The 17,961-nt window shown below is 35.8% G+C and carries 17 protein-coding genes; 11 read left to right on the top strand and 6 right to left on the bottom strand.

Going from position 1 to position 17,961, the window contains the following annotated elements:
- Position 1 precedes the first annotated feature (1 nt).
- Positions 2 to 1,465, top strand: coding sequence for a RagB/SusD family nutrient uptake outer membrane protein (locus tag SFA27_RS07635; RefSeq protein WP_407297405.1), 1,464 nt, complete (start codon positions 2 to 4; stop codon positions 1,463 to 1,465).
- Positions 1,466 to 1,915: 450 nt separating this feature from the next.
- Here SFA27_RS07635 and SFA27_RS07630 read toward each other — a convergent pair whose 3' ends face one another.
- A complete protein-coding gene (locus tag SFA27_RS07630) occupies positions 1,916 to 2,428 on the bottom strand; it encodes a hypothetical protein (RefSeq protein WP_407297403.1) in 513 nt (170 codons plus the stop codon).
- An 87-nt stretch (positions 2,429 to 2,515) separates the two neighbouring features.
- Between SFA27_RS07630 and bla the strand changes: the two genes are divergently transcribed.
- Both bla and SFA27_RS07620 read left to right on the top strand, forming a co-directional pair.
- Complete coding sequence (gene bla, locus SFA27_RS07625) at positions 2,516 to 3,406, top strand: class A beta-lactamase (RefSeq protein ID WP_047378176.1); 891 nt, start codon at positions 2,516 to 2,518, stop codon at positions 3,404 to 3,406.
- Positions 3,406 to 4,443 (top strand): serine hydrolase domain-containing protein, encoded by a 1,038-nt coding sequence (locus SFA27_RS07620; protein ID WP_407297401.1) that lies wholly within the window; start codon positions 3,406 to 3,408, stop codon positions 4,441 to 4,443. Before bla ends, SFA27_RS07620 begins: the two co-directional genes overlap by 1 nt.
- A gap of 665 nt (positions 4,444 to 5,108) precedes the next feature.
- Here SFA27_RS07620 and SFA27_RS07615 read toward each other — a convergent pair.
- Positions 5,109 to 6,224, bottom strand: a complete 1,116-nt coding sequence (locus tag SFA27_RS07615; RefSeq protein ID WP_407297399.1) for an acyltransferase family protein — start codon at positions 6,222 to 6,224, stop codon at positions 5,109 to 5,111.
- Positions 6,225 to 6,407: 183 nt separating this feature from the next.
- Between SFA27_RS07615 and SFA27_RS07610 the strand changes: the two genes are divergently transcribed.
- The 5 genes from SFA27_RS07610 to SFA27_RS07590 all read left to right on the top strand — a co-directional run bounded on the left by SFA27_RS07610 (position 6,408) and on the right by SFA27_RS07590 (position 10,389).
- Positions 6,408 to 7,472 carry a sensor histidine kinase gene (locus SFA27_RS07610; RefSeq protein ID WP_407297397.1) on the top strand — a complete coding sequence of 355 codons (1,065 nt, stop codon included), beginning with the start codon at positions 6,408 to 6,410 and terminating at the stop codon, positions 7,470 to 7,472.
- Complete coding sequence (locus SFA27_RS07605; protein WP_407297395.1) at positions 7,465 to 8,163, top strand: LytR/AlgR family response regulator transcription factor; 699 nt, start codon at positions 7,465 to 7,467, stop codon at positions 8,161 to 8,163. Before SFA27_RS07610 ends, SFA27_RS07605 begins: the two co-directional genes overlap by 8 nt.
- Before the next feature lie 102 nt (positions 8,164 to 8,265).
- Positions 8,266 to 8,748 (top strand): nuclear transport factor 2 family protein, encoded by a 483-nt coding sequence (locus SFA27_RS07600; RefSeq protein ID WP_081995513.1) that lies wholly within the window; start codon positions 8,266 to 8,268, stop codon positions 8,746 to 8,748.
- Between the two features lie 304 nt (positions 8,749 to 9,052).
- Complete coding sequence (locus tag SFA27_RS07595) at positions 9,053 to 9,613, top strand: hypothetical protein (RefSeq protein ID WP_047378180.1); 561 nt, start codon at positions 9,053 to 9,055, stop codon at positions 9,611 to 9,613.
- Between the two features lie 80 nt (positions 9,614 to 9,693).
- Positions 9,694 to 10,389 (top strand): ABC transporter ATP-binding protein, encoded by a 696-nt coding sequence (locus tag SFA27_RS07590; protein ID WP_407297392.1) that lies wholly within the window; start codon positions 9,694 to 9,696, stop codon positions 10,387 to 10,389.
- A 68-nt stretch (positions 10,390 to 10,457) separates the two neighbouring features.
- Here SFA27_RS07590 and SFA27_RS07585 read toward each other — a convergent pair whose 3' ends face one another.
- Positions 10,458 to 12,395: an SPFH domain-containing protein gene (locus SFA27_RS07585; RefSeq protein ID WP_052184791.1), complete on the bottom strand. Its 1,938-nt coding sequence runs from the start codon at positions 12,393 to 12,395 to the stop codon at positions 10,458 to 10,460.
- Positions 12,396 to 12,841: 446 nt separating this feature from the next.
- Between SFA27_RS07585 and SFA27_RS07580 the strand changes: the two genes are divergently transcribed.
- Complete coding sequence (locus SFA27_RS07580) at positions 12,842 to 13,279, top strand: hypothetical protein (RefSeq protein ID WP_407297390.1); 438 nt, start codon at positions 12,842 to 12,844, stop codon at positions 13,277 to 13,279.
- A gap of 108 nt (positions 13,280 to 13,387) precedes the next feature.
- On the opposite strand, the gene SFA27_RS07575 is transcribed toward SFA27_RS07580, so the two are convergent.
- The 3 genes from SFA27_RS07575 to SFA27_RS07565 all read right to left on the bottom strand — a co-directional run bounded on the left by SFA27_RS07575 (position 13,388) and on the right by SFA27_RS07565 (position 16,328).
- Positions 13,388 to 14,188: a patatin-like phospholipase family protein gene (locus SFA27_RS07575; protein WP_047379362.1), complete on the bottom strand. Its 801-nt coding sequence runs from the start codon at positions 14,186 to 14,188 to the stop codon at positions 13,388 to 13,390.
- 260 nt (positions 14,189 to 14,448) lie between these two features.
- Positions 14,449 to 15,837 (bottom strand): dihydrolipoyl dehydrogenase, encoded by a 1,389-nt coding sequence (lpdA, locus tag SFA27_RS07570; protein WP_047378183.1) that lies wholly within the window; start codon positions 15,835 to 15,837, stop codon positions 14,449 to 14,451.
- 227 nt (positions 15,838 to 16,064) lie between these two features.
- Positions 16,065 to 16,328 (bottom strand): hypothetical protein, encoded by a 264-nt coding sequence (locus tag SFA27_RS07565; protein WP_407297387.1) that lies wholly within the window; start codon positions 16,326 to 16,328, stop codon positions 16,065 to 16,067.
- A gap of 206 nt (positions 16,329 to 16,534) precedes the next feature.
- Here SFA27_RS07565 and SFA27_RS07560 point away from each other — a divergent pair, with 206 nt between their 5' ends.
- Both SFA27_RS07560 and SFA27_RS07555 read left to right on the top strand, forming a co-directional pair.
- The gene (locus SFA27_RS07560) at positions 16,535 to 16,915 is read left to right on the top strand and encodes a hypothetical protein (RefSeq protein WP_264517453.1); all 381 of its coding nucleotides are present in this window, start codon (positions 16,535 to 16,537) and stop codon (positions 16,913 to 16,915) included.
- A gap of 110 nt (positions 16,916 to 17,025) precedes the next feature.
- Positions 17,026 to 17,913, top strand: a complete 888-nt coding sequence (locus SFA27_RS07555) for a hypothetical protein (protein ID WP_047378186.1) — start codon at positions 17,026 to 17,028, stop codon at positions 17,911 to 17,913.
- The last annotated feature ends 48 nt before the right edge of the window (positions 17,914 to 17,961 follow it).

Here is a 17,961-nt window from a genome sequence, read left to right as displayed (position 1 = left end):
AATGAAAAAAATAAAATACTTTATAGCAGCTGTAACCCTAGGTTTTATTACTTCCAGCTGTGCCAATGATCTCAATACTTTACCGGATGGCGATATTTCCGGTGAACAGCTGAATAATGATTCTTCCAGCCCGGAAAAAATCCTGGGCGGCATCTATCTTGATCTTCGCAGCAATGGTGCCGGCGGTACTACTGCTCACTCAGATTTTGGAATCATGGGAATCAAAGCAGGAGCTGAGCTGATGTCAAATGATGTCATCCAGTCTACAAACCAGCATTTGGGAATGTTTTATAATTACGAAGCAACCAATGCCAGCAACATTGCTTCTGAGATTGTCTGGACTACTTTTTATGCAAGAATATTTGTGATCAACAAGCTTCTCGATGATTTAGATAAAAATGCAAACGCAAAGAACAGAGCTATTGCAGGACAGCTATTGGCTTTAAGATCCTACTCTTATTTTTATCTGGTTCGTTTTTATGCCAACGATTATAATGGACATCAGTCTGAGCCGGGGCTTCCATTGGTACTTACCGCAAGCAATCCCAGCCAGGGACTTCCAAGATCAACTGTTGCTGAGGTGTACGGACAAATCAAGAGTGATATTGAGGAATCTATTACCCTTTTAGATACTTATGCCCGGCCATCCAGAGCCCAGATTGACCGAAGAACAGCCAAGGCTATTGCGGCTGAAGTATTTCTGGAAACAGGAGATTACACTAAAGCTGCCAAATATGCTGAGGAAAGCAAGCAGGGGGTTAGCCTTATGACAGAAGATGACTATACCACTACCGGATTTTCCAGCATCAATAATCCAGAGGTAATATGGGGTTTTCATAATACAATTTCCACGATGAGTATCGGAAATCATTATGCATCATTCTTCTCGATGTTTGATAATACCAACGAAGGATATGCCGGAGCTGCACAGATCCGTAAACTGATAGACAAACGCCTTTATGAAGCGATTCCGGAAACAGATTACCGTAAAAAAGTGTTTAATGGAAGCCAAAGTGCACCCTATACTTTTAACGGAAAAACAAAAAATTATCCACCATATGTAAGCTGGAAGTTTAAAGATCCTACTCTTTTTGAAGGAGACTATATTTACATCCGAGCTTCCTCACTGTATTATGTACAAGCTGAAGCCCTTGCCAGACAGGGAAGAGAAACGGAAGCAAGACAAATATTATTCGAAATCACCTCGAAAAGGGATAAAGCCTATACCCTGTCTACAAAATCCGGTAATGATCTGATCAATGAGATCATCCTGCAAAAAAGAATAGAATTGTGGGGCGAAGGCTACGCATGGTTTGATATGAAAAGATTAAACACCCCCTTAGAAAGAGTATACACAGGAACGAATCATACTTTTGGAAGATTCAACCTTACTCCTGACAAATTCAGATTCCAGATTCCTAATAAAGAGATTAATAATAACCCACAAATCAAACAGAATGAATAGATAAACCTAAAACAATTTTACATTCAAATATATTCAGTGACGAGGCATCATTTACTTGTAAATGGTGCCTTTTTTATGATACCATTTTTATTCTGAATACAGCAGGGATCTAAACCTTAATATCCTCACGCAGATCTTGCAAATTAAGCAGGTCTTTATGTAAAAAAAGATTATGCTATCTTAAACGCAAAGTTTAATAAGGTGAAAAATATAATAAAGGAGGCAAAGAATCGCGACTTCGTCGCTGATGAAGATGCTTGATAATACATCCGCTTAGAAAGAATCAATTTCATTGATTCCTCCTTTGCTCCCTTAAGAAATAAGGGAGTATAAAAAACTCTGCGTTCAAAAATATATAATTTCTCATGCAGATTCGGGAGATTATGTTGATTTTTTAAATCTGCTTAATTTGCAAGATCTGCGAGAGATAAAAGGAGCTCTACAAATTTTTTATTTTATAATAATATCAGACTTGTAATTGTCTTTCACAAGCTCACCGTTTTTATACAACCGCTGGTTGATGACCTTCCCTTTTTCATTGAAATAAAGCCACAGTGCATTTTTTCTTCCCAAGGAATCCAGACGTCCCATTTCTTTCGGCATTTTATTGTTATGAAGAATTTGAACAGGATACAATCCTTTCAGGTTTTTTAAAGAATCCATTTTTTCAGGGATCAGTTCAGCTTCATTCCCTATTTTGAAAGTATACTTTTTTCCTTTATCGCTTCTTAAAATAAGTTCATCTCCTGATATTTCATATTTTCCTTCTGAAAATGGAGCAGTTGAAATCTGATCATAGCTTATAAGTTCTGTTTTTAAAAATTCAAAAGTTCCGTTTTTTATATGGAGTGAATATTCTCCGCCTCCGGATTGAAGCTCAACATATTTAGGATATTCTACATCTTTTTTACAGGAAATAATCGTGAAAAGAAGGACAAAAAGGCTAATAGTTTTTATTTTCATAGAACTAAATTATTAAAATATTTGCAGTAAAAGAAAAGAGGAAATACATATATTTGGAAATCAAAAAAACTTTAAAACCAGACTCAAATGAAGAAAGGAATTATTTTCGCGTTATTCGCACTCGTGGTCAGTCTACCTCTTTTTTCGCAGCACACAAAACTTTCGGATCTTAAGAAAACCATTGAATCCATTATCTCCCATAAGAAGGCAGATGTGGGGGTTTCAATCATGGGACCTTATCAGAAAGAAACAATACAAATTAATGGCAATAAGCTGTATCCCATGCTCAGTACTGTAAAGTTTCCTATTGCTTTAACAGTATTGAAAAAAGTAGAAAAGGGTGAGCTTTCTTTACAGCAGAAACTATTCATTAAAAGAGAAGAGCTTCTTGAAGATACCTGGAGTCCGTTCAAAAAAGAACATCCGGATGGTAATATAGAAATCAGCCTGGAAGAAGCTCTGAAGTGGATTGTTTTATACAGTGACAATAATATCTGTGATATCCTGATGAGACTTGTTGGTGGACCGGAACCGGTTCAGCAGCTGGTCAACAGTAAGGATTGTATCATTCAAAACAATGAAGAAGATATGCATAAAGACTGGGAATCTCAGTTTGTAAACAAAATAACACCCAATGAAGCTATCCGGCTTCTTGAAACATTCAATAATGGAAAAATCCTGAATAAAAAACATCATCTGTGGCTGTATAATGCCATGCTCAATAATACTGCCGGCCCCAAAAGACTTAAAGGAAGTCTGCCAGAATACGTGAAAGTAGCACACAGAACGGGAACATCTTTTACCAACAAAGAAGGAATGACCGGCGCCATCAACGATTTTGGTATTATTGAACTTTCCGGCAGCCAAAAAATATACATCGCCGTTTTTGTTCATGACACCTATGAAAAGTTTGAAAATGCAGAAGCAATTATTGCTGATATCGCTAAAGTAACTTATGAATTTTACCAAAAAAAATAATGATCACAAAAAAACTGTTCTTCACCAGCGCATTTGCAGCCCTTCTATCTATTTCCTTAGCTGCCCAGAAAAAAGAGACTTATAGCTATAAAATTGACAGTATTATAACCGCTGCCAGCCCTATCGCATTTAACGGCGTTGTTTTGGTTGCTCAGAAAGGTAAAATCCAATATCTGAAATCCAATGGTTACAAAGATTTTGAAAAGAAAGTCCCTTTGAAAACAGATGACCAGTTTGAAATCATGTCCAATTCAAAGCAGGTTACCGCTGTTTTGATTTTACAGGCTGCTGAACAAGGAAAGCTGAGTCTTCATACTCCCATCAAAAAGTATCTTCCTGCTCTTACCCAAACCTGGGCAGATACGGTTACTATCCATCATCTTCTGAATCATACTCATGGTATTACAGATATTAATAAGCCAACAGCTTTCAAAGCCGGTTCCCAGTTCAAATATGGTAATCTTTCTTATAAACTGTTAGGGGAAATCCTTAAAAATACAACCGGGAAAAGCTTTACAGAACTTGCCACTTCTCTTTTCAAAAAACTGAAAATGGATAGAACTTTGGTATACAATACTAGGAGCAATCAGACTCTTGTTCCAGGCTACATGAACAAAGACAATCAGTTTGAAAAGGTAAAACAATCATTCCTGAATGATGATATTGCTCCGGCAGCCGGTATCATTTCTACTGTAAAGGATCTTGCAAAATGGGACGAGGCATTATTTAAAGGAAAGCTTCTCTCACCAGCTTTTCAAAAGCAGATGCTGACTCCTTCCACAAGCTCCCAACACAATGTTTTTGGAAAAGAAAATATGGGATTTGGGTACAATGTAAGGTTTATCAAAGAAGCGGGCCTGGATTATTTTGCCGTGACAGGTCTTGGTGATGGATTCACATGTCTTAATGTATACTTCCCTTCTACGGATACTACTTTGGTCATTTTAGAAAATCAGATGTCTGAAAAAAGTGAATACTGGAGTTTTAAAGAGGCTTCAATAAAGAATGTAGTACTGAAGGCAATAATCTCTCAATAATCATTTTATTCTACAATCTATAAGTCAGTTTCAAAATATAAACTGACTTTTTTATTTTTTATGCTCTCGCAGATTATTCAAATTAAGCAGATCTTTATGTAACATTATTTAAAGAATAAGAAGATTGTTCTATTTTAAACGCAAAGATTAATAAGGTAAAAAATACAATAAAGGAAGCTAAGAATCCCGACTTCGTCGCTGATGAAGGCACTTGGTAATACATCCGCTTAAAAAGAATCAATGAAGTTGATTCCGGCTTTGCTCCCTTAAAAATAATCAAAGTCTAAAAGAAGCTTTGCGTTTAAAAACATATAATTTCTCACGCAGATGCGGGAGATTTCGCTGATTTTCTAAACCTGATTAATCCGGGAGATTTTTTTAATATTCACTTGCTAAAAATCTTAGGGATAAAAAACCTGCACCTTTGTGTTTTCCAATTAAACCTATCTTTCTATGTTTTAGGAAAACGCAAAGATTAATAAGATAAAAAATATAGTAAAGGAAGCAAAGAAGTGCGACTTTGTCACGCATGAAGGTGCTTGGTAATACATCAGCTTAGTAAGAATCAATGAAGTTGATTCATCCTTTGCTCCCTTAAAAATAATCAAAGTCTAAAAGAAGCTTTGCGTTTAAAAACATATAATTTCTCACGCAGATTTGGGGGATTACGCTGATTTTTTCAACACCCTGGATTTAATTACTGAGAAAGGTTTTTCAATAACAAACCTATAGAACAAACCACCTAAAACACAAGCAAACAGACAAATAAGAATAGTGATATTATCTGAGGTTTCAAGTTTAAAATAATCAAGCTGCTGCTGTACCATATGGATAATTCCTTTATGGGAAAGGTAAACAGCATATGACATAGCAGCCAATTGAGCAGTAATATATGACTTCAAACGATACAGGAAAGATGATTGGGAGATAGCGGCCATCAGGATCATTCCGTAGCTTACCGCCACCAGTGTAAAACCAAATACAGAAGCAGCTTTGGAAGCTTGTTCATTGCATATCCAAAATGAAATTCCCAACAGTAGTATTCCAAGAAAAAAAAGCTTATTTCCGTTGCCGGCAACTATTCTTTTAAATATTGAAGAATACTGCATAAGATACCCGATCAAGACACCCATTCCCAGGCCATCTAATCTTGTATGGGTAGGATAATATATTTTCATATACCATAATTTCCAGAAATCTGTGGAAAAAGTCTCTGGCACTGCAATACATTCATTCCATGCCATCAGCCTTGCTACAATAGAAAATCCAATGACAGCAATCATCAGAACCGCGATATATTTGAACAGTTTTGTTGGCATGACGATCAAAAGGAACAAAGGAAGAATGAGATAAAATTGTTCTTCAATACACAATGACCATGCATGGGAAAATGTTCCCCGACTGATAACGTTCAGTTCATAGTTTTGAGTGAAAGTCACAAACTTCCATAAAGGGGATAAAGCTTCCCTCTCCCTGAAAAAAGGAAATGTAAAATAGAGAAAAAGGGTAAAACAGTAAGCCGGAATAATCCTGAAAAACCGTTTTAAATAAAATGTTTTCAGACTGACACTTCCATTGTTTTCTATTTCTTTAAACAGCTGTCCTGAAATCAGAAAACCGCTTAGTACAAAGAAAAGATCTACTCCTGTCCACCCAAATCTCCCGATACTGTCTACCCAGCCAGGATGTTTAAAGGCCCGGTAGTGATATAGTAATACGAGTAAAATAGCAGCAGCTCTCAGATGATCCAATCCGTAAAGTCTTTCAGAATGTTCCTTCATTATTTTTTTATACAAATGTTCACCAATTTCAGATTGCTTTCTGATTGAGAATCCGGACAACAGAAGATTCACTACCAACAGCAAAATAGGCCGTTTGTATAATAAATGATGTTACCTGACATTATTTTAAAGTCTTTTACATACCATTTCTCTGGTGTAGCTTAAGTTTTTATATTTTTGAAGATGATGAAAACGCCATCAGGAAATCAGATCAGACCAATGCTATACTTCCAGCTGTTCTTCTGGAGTGCTTTATTTTTATTCGGAACGGCAAGAATGTATGGAGAATATGAAAGTGGAGTTTTTAATGAAGTGATGATTTATAACTTTTGCCATTGGATTTTCCAGATTGCAGGGGCCAATTTTATTTATTTTGTGCTGATCCGTCATTTTTTTGACAGGAAAAAGTATATTGCATTTTCGCTGTATCTCATTATCAGCCTTTATCTTATTTCAATCATCAACAGGGTTTTTCTGGTTTATATCGCTGAACCTCTTTTCACCCAGGAAGTGAAAGACAGTATTTTCAGCATTTTTACAGATATTCCTTATCTTTTGCTTCATTATACATTTCCTGTTATCAGTGGGGCATTTGTTTTTGTTTCCATCATGTTTATCATTCGTTACAAGGATGAAAAAGAGCATACAATCAAACTGCAGAAGGAAAAGACCGAGCTTGAACTGCAATCACTCAAATCCCAGCTCAATCCTCATTTTCTCTTTAATACCCTGAATAACATTTATTCTCTGTCGGTCAGCCGTTCTGATAAAACCTCCCAATCTATCAGTCAGCTATCGGATATTCTGGATTATATTTTATACAAAGGGCAGAAAAAATGGGTGTTGGTTTCTGATGAACTGGCTGTTATAGAAAATTATATTGCGCTGGAAAGCCTACGGTACCATGATGAAAGATTAAAAATCCGGAAACATATCAGGTTAAACTCCCAGAATACTATTCCACCCCTGCTGTATCTTACATTGGTAGAAAATACCTTTAAACATGGAGTGGGAAAAAGTTCAGAAACCACAGAAATAAAGATTGATATGGAAACGAATAGCCAGCATTCTGTTTTTACAATTGAAAATACATTCTCAGACCACCAGACAGCTAATGAAAAAGGAATCGGACTGCAGAACATACAAAGACAGTTGCTGTATCACTATCAGAACCATTTTACCTTCCGGATCTCACAGGAAAACAATATTTTTAAAGTTGAAATAATCACTCCTTCACATTATGATTAATTGTATTATTGTAGATGACGAACCTCTGGCCACGTCATTACTGGAAAACCATATTTCTAAAATCGACGATTTAAAGCTGGTGGGGAAAGCTCAAAATGCAATGCAGGCTTATAAAATACTGCAAAACCAGACTGTAGATCTTATGTTTCTTGATATTCAGATGCCTCACCTCAATGGAATTAATTTTCTGAAGTCACTTCCTCAGAAACCCCAGACTATTTTCACTACCGCTTACCGGGATTTTGCCATTGAAGGTTTTGAACTGGAAGCAGTAGATTATCTCCTGAAACCTATTACTTTTGAGCGTTTTTTTAAATCTGTAGAACGCATTCTCAGAACTGCGACTGACCATAAAGAAGATTTCATCCTCATTAGAACTGAAGGAATGCACCGGAAACTTATGCTTTCAGAGATCGTCTATTTTGAAAGCCAGGGAAATGACATTAAAGTAGTTCTCGTAACCAATGAAAGTTTTATTTCGAAAAGTAAAATTACAGATCTGGAGCAAAGGTTGTCGGGTAAGGATTTTGTAAGAATTCACAGGTCTTTTATCATTAATTCTGTTTTTGTGACGGCATTCAGCAATAATGAAATTGTTGTCAACAATCATAAAATTCCTGTGGGAAGAAGTTATAAACATGAGTTTGATACTTTTATATCTATTTTTTCAAAACGTTCTATTAATAACTAAAAGAATAATTTTCATAATCTACTAAAATTTAAATGATTACATTTAAACCGAGAGCAATCATAATATGCTTTTGAGAAATTTTGAATTATAAAACCATTAAATATGAAAAACAAATTCTTCATTCCATTATTTTCAATCCTATTATGTTGTTTAATATGGACTACTACTTTCTCACAATCAAAATCTTATACACCAGTCTCTCAAGAGCTTTACAATACCATAATGAAAAAGGACAGCATTCTTTTCAGCGCTGCCAACTCAGGAAATATTGAAAAACTTAAAACATTTTTTACTGAAAATCTTGAGTTCTTTCATGATATTGGCGGCCTAGCAAACTATAAAGAAACTATTGATAATTTCACTAGAGTAGCTAAAAACTATGCATACACCCGAAGAGTTTTAGTTCCTGAATCTGTGGAAGTATATCCTATTAAAGATTATGGAGCAATACAGACCGGAATCCACCAATTTTGCCGTTTGGAAAATGGTTCTCTGATCAATTGTGGAACGTTCAAATTTGTTCATATCTGGAAACAAACCCCTCAGGGATGGAAAATATCAAGAGTTATCAGTTATGGACATTAAATTAATTACATTTTATTTTTATCTAAAAAATTACACACTATATATCAGCAGATTATGATAAAAAAACACATCATTTTATAATTTTAACATTTCTTGAAGCGGCAATTCCTCAACAACATAAAACACTACAAATGAATACATTATAGTCAAATTTACATATAATGAATTACATAACATTATTCTACCAACCTGTATGGATATTAAAAAAAATGGTTATTTTTGCTCCATCCGAATAAAATTGCTTTTACGCTTTTTTATTAGTAATTTTATGTGCACCAATTTATAAAACATTAAAATTCAATTCATGAGAAAAATAATTCTACTTATTACATGTATGTTCGGTATTTCAGTTTTCTCACAGATTAAAGTGTTGAAGAATGAAAGTTTGGTGGAAATTGGTAAAGATAATTCCGTTGGTCTCTATAAAAAGGAAGATAAATTTACAGTCAACTACCAGGATCTGAACACCAGCAACCTGAATACAATCCGATCTTTTTCATTTCAGAATCTTAATGGTGATGTTGCCGGCCTATACAAACTTATTATGGATGGTTTTATCTCCACTCCGGAAGAGAATGTTGTGCTGGAATTACCTAATGATATCATCGAACTTCATTATGAAAAGAATTATGGCCAACAAACCATGCAGTTTATCCAGGTGATCAATAAAAACCGGAAATACATTGGAAAATCACAGTTTTTAAATCAAAAGCAAGTGGAGAAAATTTTCGGAAGAACCAATGGAAAATATACCATGTATGACAAACCTGCTTCTATAAATCCTTCAGCGAATAAAGGAAACGGAAATACAGCTTCTACTGCTGCCCCGGCAACAGGCGGAACCAAGAAAAAATCAAGAAAATAATTATATTTTATAAATATTGCGAAACTCATTCTATCGGATGAGTTTTTTTATTTTATTTTTGCAGAAAGACATTAAAACTTATGCCGCTTCAGATAATCAATTTAACCAAAAAATTTGGTGAGCAGACTGCCCTTGACAATATCAACATTTCTATTGATAAAAATGAAATCATCGGTCTTCTTGGCCCGAACGGTGCCGGAAAATCTACCCTGATGAAATCTATTGTCGGAGCACTGAAAATTGACCAGGGTGAAATTATTTTCAATGGTATGAATATCTCAAACCATGAGATTGAAAGCAAAAAGAAAATAGGATTTCTTCCTGAAAATAATCCGCTTTATCTGGAGATGTACGTAAAAGAATACCTTCAGTTTGTAGCCAATATTCACAAAATCCCTGAATCCAGAGTAGATGAGGTGATAGAACTGGTAGGAATTACCCCTGAAAAATCTAAAAAAATAGGACAGCTCTCTAAAGGATACAAACAGCGTGTAGGATTGGCACAGGCTATTATTCATCAGCCGGATTTACTGATTCTGGATGAACCTACCAATGGTCTTGATCCCAATCAAATTATTGAAATCCGTAATGTGGTAAAACAAATCGGCCAGCAGAAAACCGTCTTACTTTCCACTCACATCATGCAGGAAGTGGAAGCGCTTTGTTCAAGAGTGATTCTTATTCATAAAGGGAATATACTTCAGGACTGCCCTATTAATGAGTTTAAAGGTAAATTTGAAAGCCTGGAAGAGGCGTTTGCAAGTTATACTGTATAAAAAATACGAAATCGCCCGGAAAAATTTCCGGGCGATTTCGTATTTTTTAATTATTCCTTAGGCTAAAGTTAAGAATTGTTATCCGGTTTTTCTTCAATTACAGTAACCGTTTCAGCATTTTTCTTTTGCACCTGCTCCAACAGCTGAAGTCCCAGAAGTCCGCTGATTCCGCCATTTGCTGAATCTCCGTTTCCACCAATTAATACCTCAGGCATTATTCTTACATTCTGGCTGGCTATATTCTCCATAATTTTCAATTGGGTAAAGTTATTTCCGCCCATTGCTTCTACAGATAGCTTGTAAGATTCTGCATTAGATTTACCAATGGCCAGAATTTTTTCCGCTTCTGCATTACCGGTTAATGAAATTTGTTCTGCATTTGCTTTTGCCAGCAATTCTATCTTTTCTGCTTCGGCTTTGGCAAGAAGTCTTGTTTTTTCTGCTTCACCTGTTGCTAACAGTTTCAATCTGTCTCCTTCCGCATTCGCCTGTAATCTTACAGAATTGGCATCTCCGGTCGCTTTTTTCACCGATGCATCAGCTATCCTTTCTGCAATCACAACACCCTGATCTGCTTTTACAATTTCTTTCTGCATATCAGCAACAGCCGTTTCTTTTTCCAGGGCCTGACGCGTTTCCTGGGCCAGCATTTCAGTTTCGTAGGTGATTTTCTGTTCTTCCGCCAATTTTCTATCGGTGAGCGTTTTCATTAAACTTTCCGGAGGAACAATCGCTCCTATCAAAGTATCTACAGCATTTACATTATATTGTTCCAAAACACTGCTGATGTGATCTTTTGCCGACTGCTGTCTTTCTTTTCTGGTTCCCAGGAAGGCAATCACATCACTATCCTGTGCTGAGTTTCTGAAATAGTTTCCAATGGTTGGCTCTAAAACCTGGCTTACAAGATTGATCATATTTCCAAAACGGGCTATTACTTTTGGAGCTTCATACGTAGGAATATGGATGATTTGCGATACATCAAGATTGAAAGGGAAACCGTCTTTACTTCGTACTGTAATGGTTGAAAGGTTTTTATCCAGCTGGTGAGATTCACTTCTTTCATAGGCCCAGTTCAGCACCAAATTGGTAGTCGGAACAAGTTCAACCTTCATAATGTAAGGATTGATAGGATATTTTCCGGGGCCAATAGGTTCTGCCCAAACTCCTTTATGGCTTTTCTCCACTATATTTCCATGTTTAAAATCAATCCCGCTCAAATCCAGTCCTTCTTCTCCTACATAACTGATAATGACTCCCACATGGCCAATTGGAATTTCCGTCATTTTCACCATTTCAACTTTTGTAAACCAGGGATTCAGGAAATAGGAACCTGCCAGAATTACCTGTTCCTGAAGCCCTTTAAATCCTCCATTGTTTAAAAAAGTATCTACGTCCTGAAACTTATTATGATCATTGATAATCTTACCGGCAATCTGACCTTCTGCCAAGGGATCTCCTTCCATGGTCGTGATAATTCCCACTGCATTATCAGGAATCTGAGTCATATCCGTTAATTCTATTTCAAACAGCAGCGTATTGATTCTGTAGGATCCCGGCGCAATAATCGCGGTCTGACGGCCTTTCCTTCCTCCGTTTTTCAAAAAAGCTTCAGCATCCTGAAAAGAATCACAGTCCACTTTTCTGCCTAAGATTCTTCCGGTTTCTAATTCTGCACCATCTTTTGCCAATAATAATCCTATTTTTCCGGTGGGAATCACTATAAAAGGCTGAAAATCGATAGAATACTGCCATATCCATTTTCTGAAATATACGCCCGGAGCTAATGTCTGGGCCTGAAAACCTGCTTCTCCATTGGTGGCGATAATTCTTCCTTCCGGAAGTTCCTGCTTACCAACCAGCACAAATTTTTTGGTAACTAACCCTATTTTGTCCTGAGGGACAATGATTAATCCAAAGAAAATTCTTAAAATGAATTTATAAAAAAGTATGCACAACAGTGCAATTACGGCCGGAATCATCCAGCCATGAAAAGCTAATTCCATAGTTTTGTTTTTTGTTTTTGATTATATTTGAAAACAGGGATTGTGCTCTATTTCTTCGGTATATGAAAAAACAGAGTACGAATTATGTGATAATTCTTTCGAAAAAATTAAGAAATTACAGGAGGAGAAGTATTAAAAATCGTGAAGATGATTTCTGATACTTTTAATAGAAAAAACTTAAAGTTAATTAGTTTCATTTTGATAATAAAGGAACGAGATCCTTTGATGGTACAAATGTACATAAGAAAAGTAATCAGTTGTTTCAGAAATTGACAATATTTTGCCAATAAAATAATAATCAATTGAAAATCAGTATTATTATTTTCAAAAAACAAGCATTCAAAAGCTGCAAAAAACTAATTTTCAGTACTCTATATTTATATTCTAAATTGAAAAATGGCGTTATATTTGATAGAATCTAAAATGTTAACCAATAACCATTTAATATGATAAAGCATATTTTATTAGGAACTTTCTGTTTAGCTCAGTTTTCTTTCGTTAATGCCAAAGAAGTTCCGAATCCAACAACAGACCGTTTTATTACTTCCTCTACCTTTCAGCAGGTACCGAAGACTGTCATCATCAAAACCAAAAAGTTCAAGATAAGAATTGACAAACAACCAAACGGCAAGTACCTTTACCAGTCGTGGAATGCCAACACCAAGATTACGGCAAAACCAAGTATGATCATCAGTGATGGTGAACTGATTCCTGATGGTACAGGCGGCAACTATTATATCAACTTCAATAATGAGGGCCATAGCTATCAGATCTGGAGAAATTATCTTACGGATTCTCCGAAAAAAGCAGCTTATACATTGGTGGTAAATGATGCTAATGACCGTGAAATTGTTCGCCAGGACGGATACGTAGTGAAAAATTAAACTGGAAAAGCTGGAGGTTGTTATAGCCTATCTATAACTTCTTTTTAAGAACTCAAAATCGTTTTCCCTTTTTATAAAATAAAATCCTGCATCAATATGCGGGATTTTTTATGTTCCGGATTGTTTTAATTCTTCAAAAAAACCACTGGCTTCATAACTTTCTTTAGCAGCTTTGTACCCGATATTAAAAATTTCTTCCAGTCTGTCTTTTCTTCGCTCAAAAGTGCCATAAGAAGATAGTTTCTGAGAGGAAATGAACCAGTCGCAGTACTCAAATTTTACTTTTTCAATTCTGTAGGAAAGTAAATCGTAAGAACGGGAAACAATAGCTTTAATGGAGTTCAGGTCTTTAATTTTAGCTTCGTTGGGTGGAGATACAAATACACCAATCAGTTTATCACATTCATCCCTGATGATGTCTGCAGGAAAGTTGTTTAGTACACCTCCATCACAATACATTTCCTCACCAATGATGTAAGGAGTTGTAATTCCGGGAATGGAACACGAAGCAATGATGGCATCCACAATCTCAAAATCTTTATCAAAAATCTTCTGAGTCCCGGAAACCAGTTCTGTTGCCACAATTTTCACTTCAATATCAAGATCACCCAATTTCATTTCATGGAAAATAGGCTTCAGATAGTTTCTGAAAATCACTGAAGAAACAAGTCCCGGCTGATTGAATGTAAAATGTTTCCAATTGAAAAAATACACAGAATTGAAAAATTCCAGAATTTCTTCCGGAGTTTTTCCGATAGCATGAAGACATCCTACAATAGAGCCTGCACTACAGCAGGAAAGGATATCTACGTCAATCCCTTTTTCCTGTAAGAATTTTAATACTCCTGCATGAGCGATTCCTTTGGTACCGCCGCCTGATAAAACAAGTCCTACTCTGTCAAAATTCATAGAATAAATGTAAGGAAACAGCATGAGATAATAGAGTTAATTTTTATAAATATGCTGATTTTAAAATTATTTTAAGAAAATCCATTGTATGCAAGCTAAAATTTCATCAGAAACCTTTTAAGAAAAACGGGTAATAAGCAATAAACCTAACAGGTTTTAAAAACCTGTTAGGTTTAGTTTACTATATTTCAGATTAGTATCAACGAAAAAAGCCCGGAGAAGTCCGGGCTTTTTATATAGATTTCTATATCTTTTTCAGATTAAATGTGAATCACTTCACCGTAAGCAGCAGCAGCAGCTTCCATAATAGCTTCAGAAACTGTTGGATGCGGGTGGATAGATTTGATGATCTCATGACCTGTAGTCTCTAGTTTTCTAGCTACAACAGCTTCTGCAACCATATCCGTTACTCCTTCACCAATCATATGGCATCCTAACCATTCACCATATTTAGCATCGAAGATCACTTTGATAAATCCGTCTGTATTTCCGTTTGCAGTAGCTTTACCACTTGCAGAAAGAGGGAATTTACCAACTTTGATTTCGTATCCTTTTTCTTTAGCCTGCTTTTCAGTAAGACCTACAGAAGCTACTTCAGGGTGACAGTAAGTACATCCAGGGATATTGCCATAGTCGATTTTTTCAACGTGCATTCCTTTGATTTTCTCAACACAAGTAATTCCTTCTGCAGAAGCAACGTGAGCCAATGCCTGAGTTGGGATGATATCTCCAATGGCATAGTAACCTGGTACTGAAGTTTCGTACCATTCGTTTACCAATACTCTTCCTTTATCTGTCTGGATTCCTACTTCTTCCAATCCGATGTTCTCGATATTAGCAGCAATACCTACAGCAGATAATAAGATATCAGCTTCAAGCGTAATGTTTCCGTTAGCTGTTTTCACAGTAGCTTTTACACCTTCGCCGCTTGTATCAACACTTTCTACAGAAGCGTTTGTCATGATCTCGATTCCTGTTTTTTTCAGAGATTTCTCTAAGTGTTTAGAGATTTCTTCGTCTTCTACAGGTACGATATTTGGCATAAATTCAACAACAGTTACTTTTGTTCCCATTGTGTTATAGAAATCAGCAAATTCTACCCCGATAGCTCCAGAACCTACAACAATCATAGATTTTGGCTGCTCAGGAAGAGATAATGCCTGTCTGTATCCGATTACTTTTTTACCATCCTGTGGCAAGTTTGGTAATTCTCTTGAACGAGCTCCTGTAGCGATAATGATATGAGTACCTGTATATTCAGTTACTTTACCTTCTTTATCTGTCACAGAAACTTTTTTACCTTTCTGTACTTTTGCAGTACCAAGAATTACGTCAATCTTATTCTTTTTCATCAAGAATTCGATTCCTTTGCTCATTTTGCTGGCAACACCACGGCTTCTCTGAATTACATTCGGGAATTCAAAGCTTGCCTCCACTTTATTCAAACCATAATCTTCAGCATGGTTGATATAATGAAAAACCTGAGCAGATTTCAATAAAGCTTTAGTTGGAATACATCCCCAGTTAAGGCAGATTCCTCCTAAATTTTCTTTCTCGATAATTGCGGTTTTGAAACCTAATTGCGCTGCTCTGATCGCAGTAACATATCCACCAGGACCACTTCCAATGACAATAATATCGTAATTCATTACTTTAAAAATTTTTATGCGAATTTAAGGAAAAATATTGGATGTTTAATGTTTCCGCAGACTGATCTTAAAATGCATCAACAAGGCGATTTTATTTAATTTTAAACAAAGAAAGAGAGCACAAAACGCACTCTCTTTCAATAAACTTCATTATACTTTGAAAATTTATCAAAACTTACAGCATAAAAATCTGTTTTTCAAATTTTAATAACTGCAAAAATACTGTATTATTTTGCCTGTTTAAGTAATCGTTTTTCAGTTGCATATCTTTGATTTAAGGCTTTCATCTGGTCTCTCTTCATCTGTTTGGTAGCCAACGGATGATTAAGGATCAGCTTTTTCTCAATATTGTATTTTTTGGTAAGCTCTTGCATTTTAATATTAACCAGCTCGCTTTTTGAAGGGTGTGGGGGTGCTGGTGGATGTTTTTGCGCAAAAACATTCATGGATAAACCTAATAACAATACTGTTGAAATTAATAACTTTTTCATAATGTTCATATTTTTGAATGATTTCAATCAATTCAATAGTTTTAATTAAATTCATTCCGGTTCATGATAAATCTTGCATATATCATACCAATATTTTTTTTAAGAAAGTAAAATCCATATTGTAAAATCATTGACTCATTTGAAATAATGATGGTTAATTACCATCTATTTTTCATACATTTATCTTTTAATAAACACTTATGAAGATGTCTGCAAAAAAGGGTAATCTGACCAAAAACAGTATCTGGATGAAAGAACCTGAATCCCACGATTTTCCTGCAGCACAGGATTATCTGGAACTCCTTTTTGAACCGGATAAAGCCAGAAAAATGGTTGAAAAATTAAAATCGGCCTCTACAATAACAAAAAAATCAAAAGATATTTTAAGAGCAAGTAAGCTTCCCCTGCTTCCTGAGACCAATATTCATGTGAAAGAAAACCTCAAAAAAGTAGAAAAAAATAAAAAACTATCACCAATATTGTTGGTTAGAGGTCAAAATGAGCTGATCATTGCTGATGGTTATCACCGTCTTTGCTGCAGCTATTATCTTACCGAAGATTTGGAAGTTCCGTGCAGATTGGTTTAATAATTCAATGCTATATAGTGATTTAATTAAAATAAATATAATTTATTAAGCTTTAACTAATTTTTAGTTATTTTTTTTCTATATTTGATAGAACTCAAATTTCTTACACAATGAAAAAATACATCTCGATCCTTTTATTTGGAGCCCTTCCCTTAACTGCACAAGTAGGTATTAATACAACAACCCCTAACAGTACGCTTGCCGTCAATGGTTCCTTAAGGGCTGGCTATAGTGAAGTCACATCCACTGCTTATAATATTCTGGCTACCGATCATTACATCACTTATAATGGAGCAGCCGATGCCACATTTACCCTTCCTGTCATCGGAACCGGAACAACAAGTTTTACGGGAAGAATTTATAAGATCAAAAACATTTCGCCGAATAATATCACACTCCAGGCTTCCAGTGGTAATACATTAAGAATTGACAACACTCCTGTTGCTTCTTTTGTGATTCCAATTGGCGCCTATGCTGAAGTGGTGAACAACGGTAATACAACTGGTGGAACATGGGATCTGTCTTTTACAGTTCTTCCTAAGCCGAGCAATGTGGAGATTTACGGTACCCAGTTTTTTATTCCTCCTCATGCGCTTGGAACAGCAGCTCTTGCCGACTGGACCAATCACGCTAATGCAGGTTATGATTCAGGTTCTGCAACTGACAGATGGTGGATCGTGAGTAAAACATCTGTAGACAGGGCTCATACAGCTGCCTACTCCAATACAAGCAGAATGACCCTGGTTTATGAATATCAGGGTACTCCTTTCAATGTTAACAATATGTATCCTATTCTTACTGCAGGAAATAACTCAAGTTTCCCGGATGTATTTACAGCATCTTTTGTAAGCCTTGCCAATAATGGTACAGGTGGTAAAACCAGACTTACCGTATCTGTTGCCCGTGTAGATTTTATTGGTACGAATGGTGCCACTACCAATAACAGTAACTGGGCAGGAACATTCTTATTGAATGTTTTACTAGCCAGAAAATACTAGATATCTTCAAAAAAATATAATAAAAAAGAGCAGAAATTTCTGCTCTTT

This window comes from Chryseobacterium sp. HR92, assembly GCF_045689405.1.
In the GTDB taxonomy this organism is placed as follows: domain Bacteria; phylum Bacteroidota; class Bacteroidia; order Flavobacteriales; family Weeksellaceae; genus Chryseobacterium; species Chryseobacterium viscerum_A.
This window is presented reverse-complemented; position numbering and strand designations above follow the sequence as displayed.

Bases quoted from the DNA above. Each gene is read 5' to 3' on its own strand.
- SFA27_RS07635 (WP_407297405.1), top strand. From the start codon at position 2: ATGAAAAAAATAAAATACTTTATAGCAGCTGTAACCCTAGGTTTTATT.
- SFA27_RS07630 (WP_407297403.1), bottom strand. From the start codon at position 2,428: ATGAAAATAAAAACTATTAGCCTTTTTGTCCTTCTTTTCACGATTATT.
- bla (WP_047378176.1), top strand. From the start codon at position 2,516: ATGAAGAAAGGAATTATTTTCGCGTTATTCGCACTCGTGGTCAGTCTA.
- SFA27_RS07620 (WP_407297401.1), top strand. From the start codon at position 3,406: ATGATCACAAAAAAACTGTTCTTCACCAGCGCATTTGCAGCCCTTCTA.
- SFA27_RS07615 (WP_407297399.1), bottom strand. From the start codon at position 6,224: ATGAAGGAACATTCTGAAAGACTTTACGGATTGGATCATCTGAGAGCT.
- SFA27_RS07610 (WP_407297397.1), top strand. From the start codon at position 6,408: ATGATGAAAACGCCATCAGGAAATCAGATCAGACCAATGCTATACTTC.
- SFA27_RS07605 (WP_407297395.1), top strand. From the start codon at position 7,465: ATGATTAATTGTATTATTGTAGATGACGAACCTCTGGCCACGTCATTA.
- SFA27_RS07600 (WP_081995513.1), top strand. From the start codon at position 8,266: ATGAAAAACAAATTCTTCATTCCATTATTTTCAATCCTATTATGTTGT.
- SFA27_RS07595 (WP_047378180.1), top strand. From the start codon at position 9,053: ATGAGAAAAATAATTCTACTTATTACATGTATGTTCGGTATTTCAGTT.
- SFA27_RS07590 (WP_407297392.1), top strand. From the start codon at position 9,694: ATGCCGCTTCAGATAATCAATTTAACCAAAAAATTTGGTGAGCAGACT.
- SFA27_RS07585 (WP_052184791.1), bottom strand. From the start codon at position 12,395: ATGGAATTAGCTTTTCATGGCTGGATGATTCCGGCCGTAATTGCACTG.
- SFA27_RS07580 (WP_407297390.1), top strand. From the start codon at position 12,842: ATGATAAAGCATATTTTATTAGGAACTTTCTGTTTAGCTCAGTTTTCT.
- SFA27_RS07575 (WP_047379362.1), bottom strand. From the start codon at position 14,188: ATGAATTTTGACAGAGTAGGACTTGTTTTATCAGGCGGCGGTACCAAA.
- lpdA (WP_047378183.1), bottom strand. From the start codon at position 15,837: ATGAATTACGATATTATTGTCATTGGAAGTGGTCCTGGTGGATATGTT.
- SFA27_RS07565 (WP_407297387.1), bottom strand. From the start codon at position 16,328: ATGAAAAAGTTATTAATTTCAACAGTATTGTTATTAGGTTTATCCATG.
- SFA27_RS07560 (WP_264517453.1), top strand. From the start codon at position 16,535: ATGTCTGCAAAAAAGGGTAATCTGACCAAAAACAGTATCTGGATGAAA.
- SFA27_RS07555 (WP_047378186.1), top strand. From the start codon at position 17,026: ATGAAAAAATACATCTCGATCCTTTTATTTGGAGCCCTTCCCTTAACT.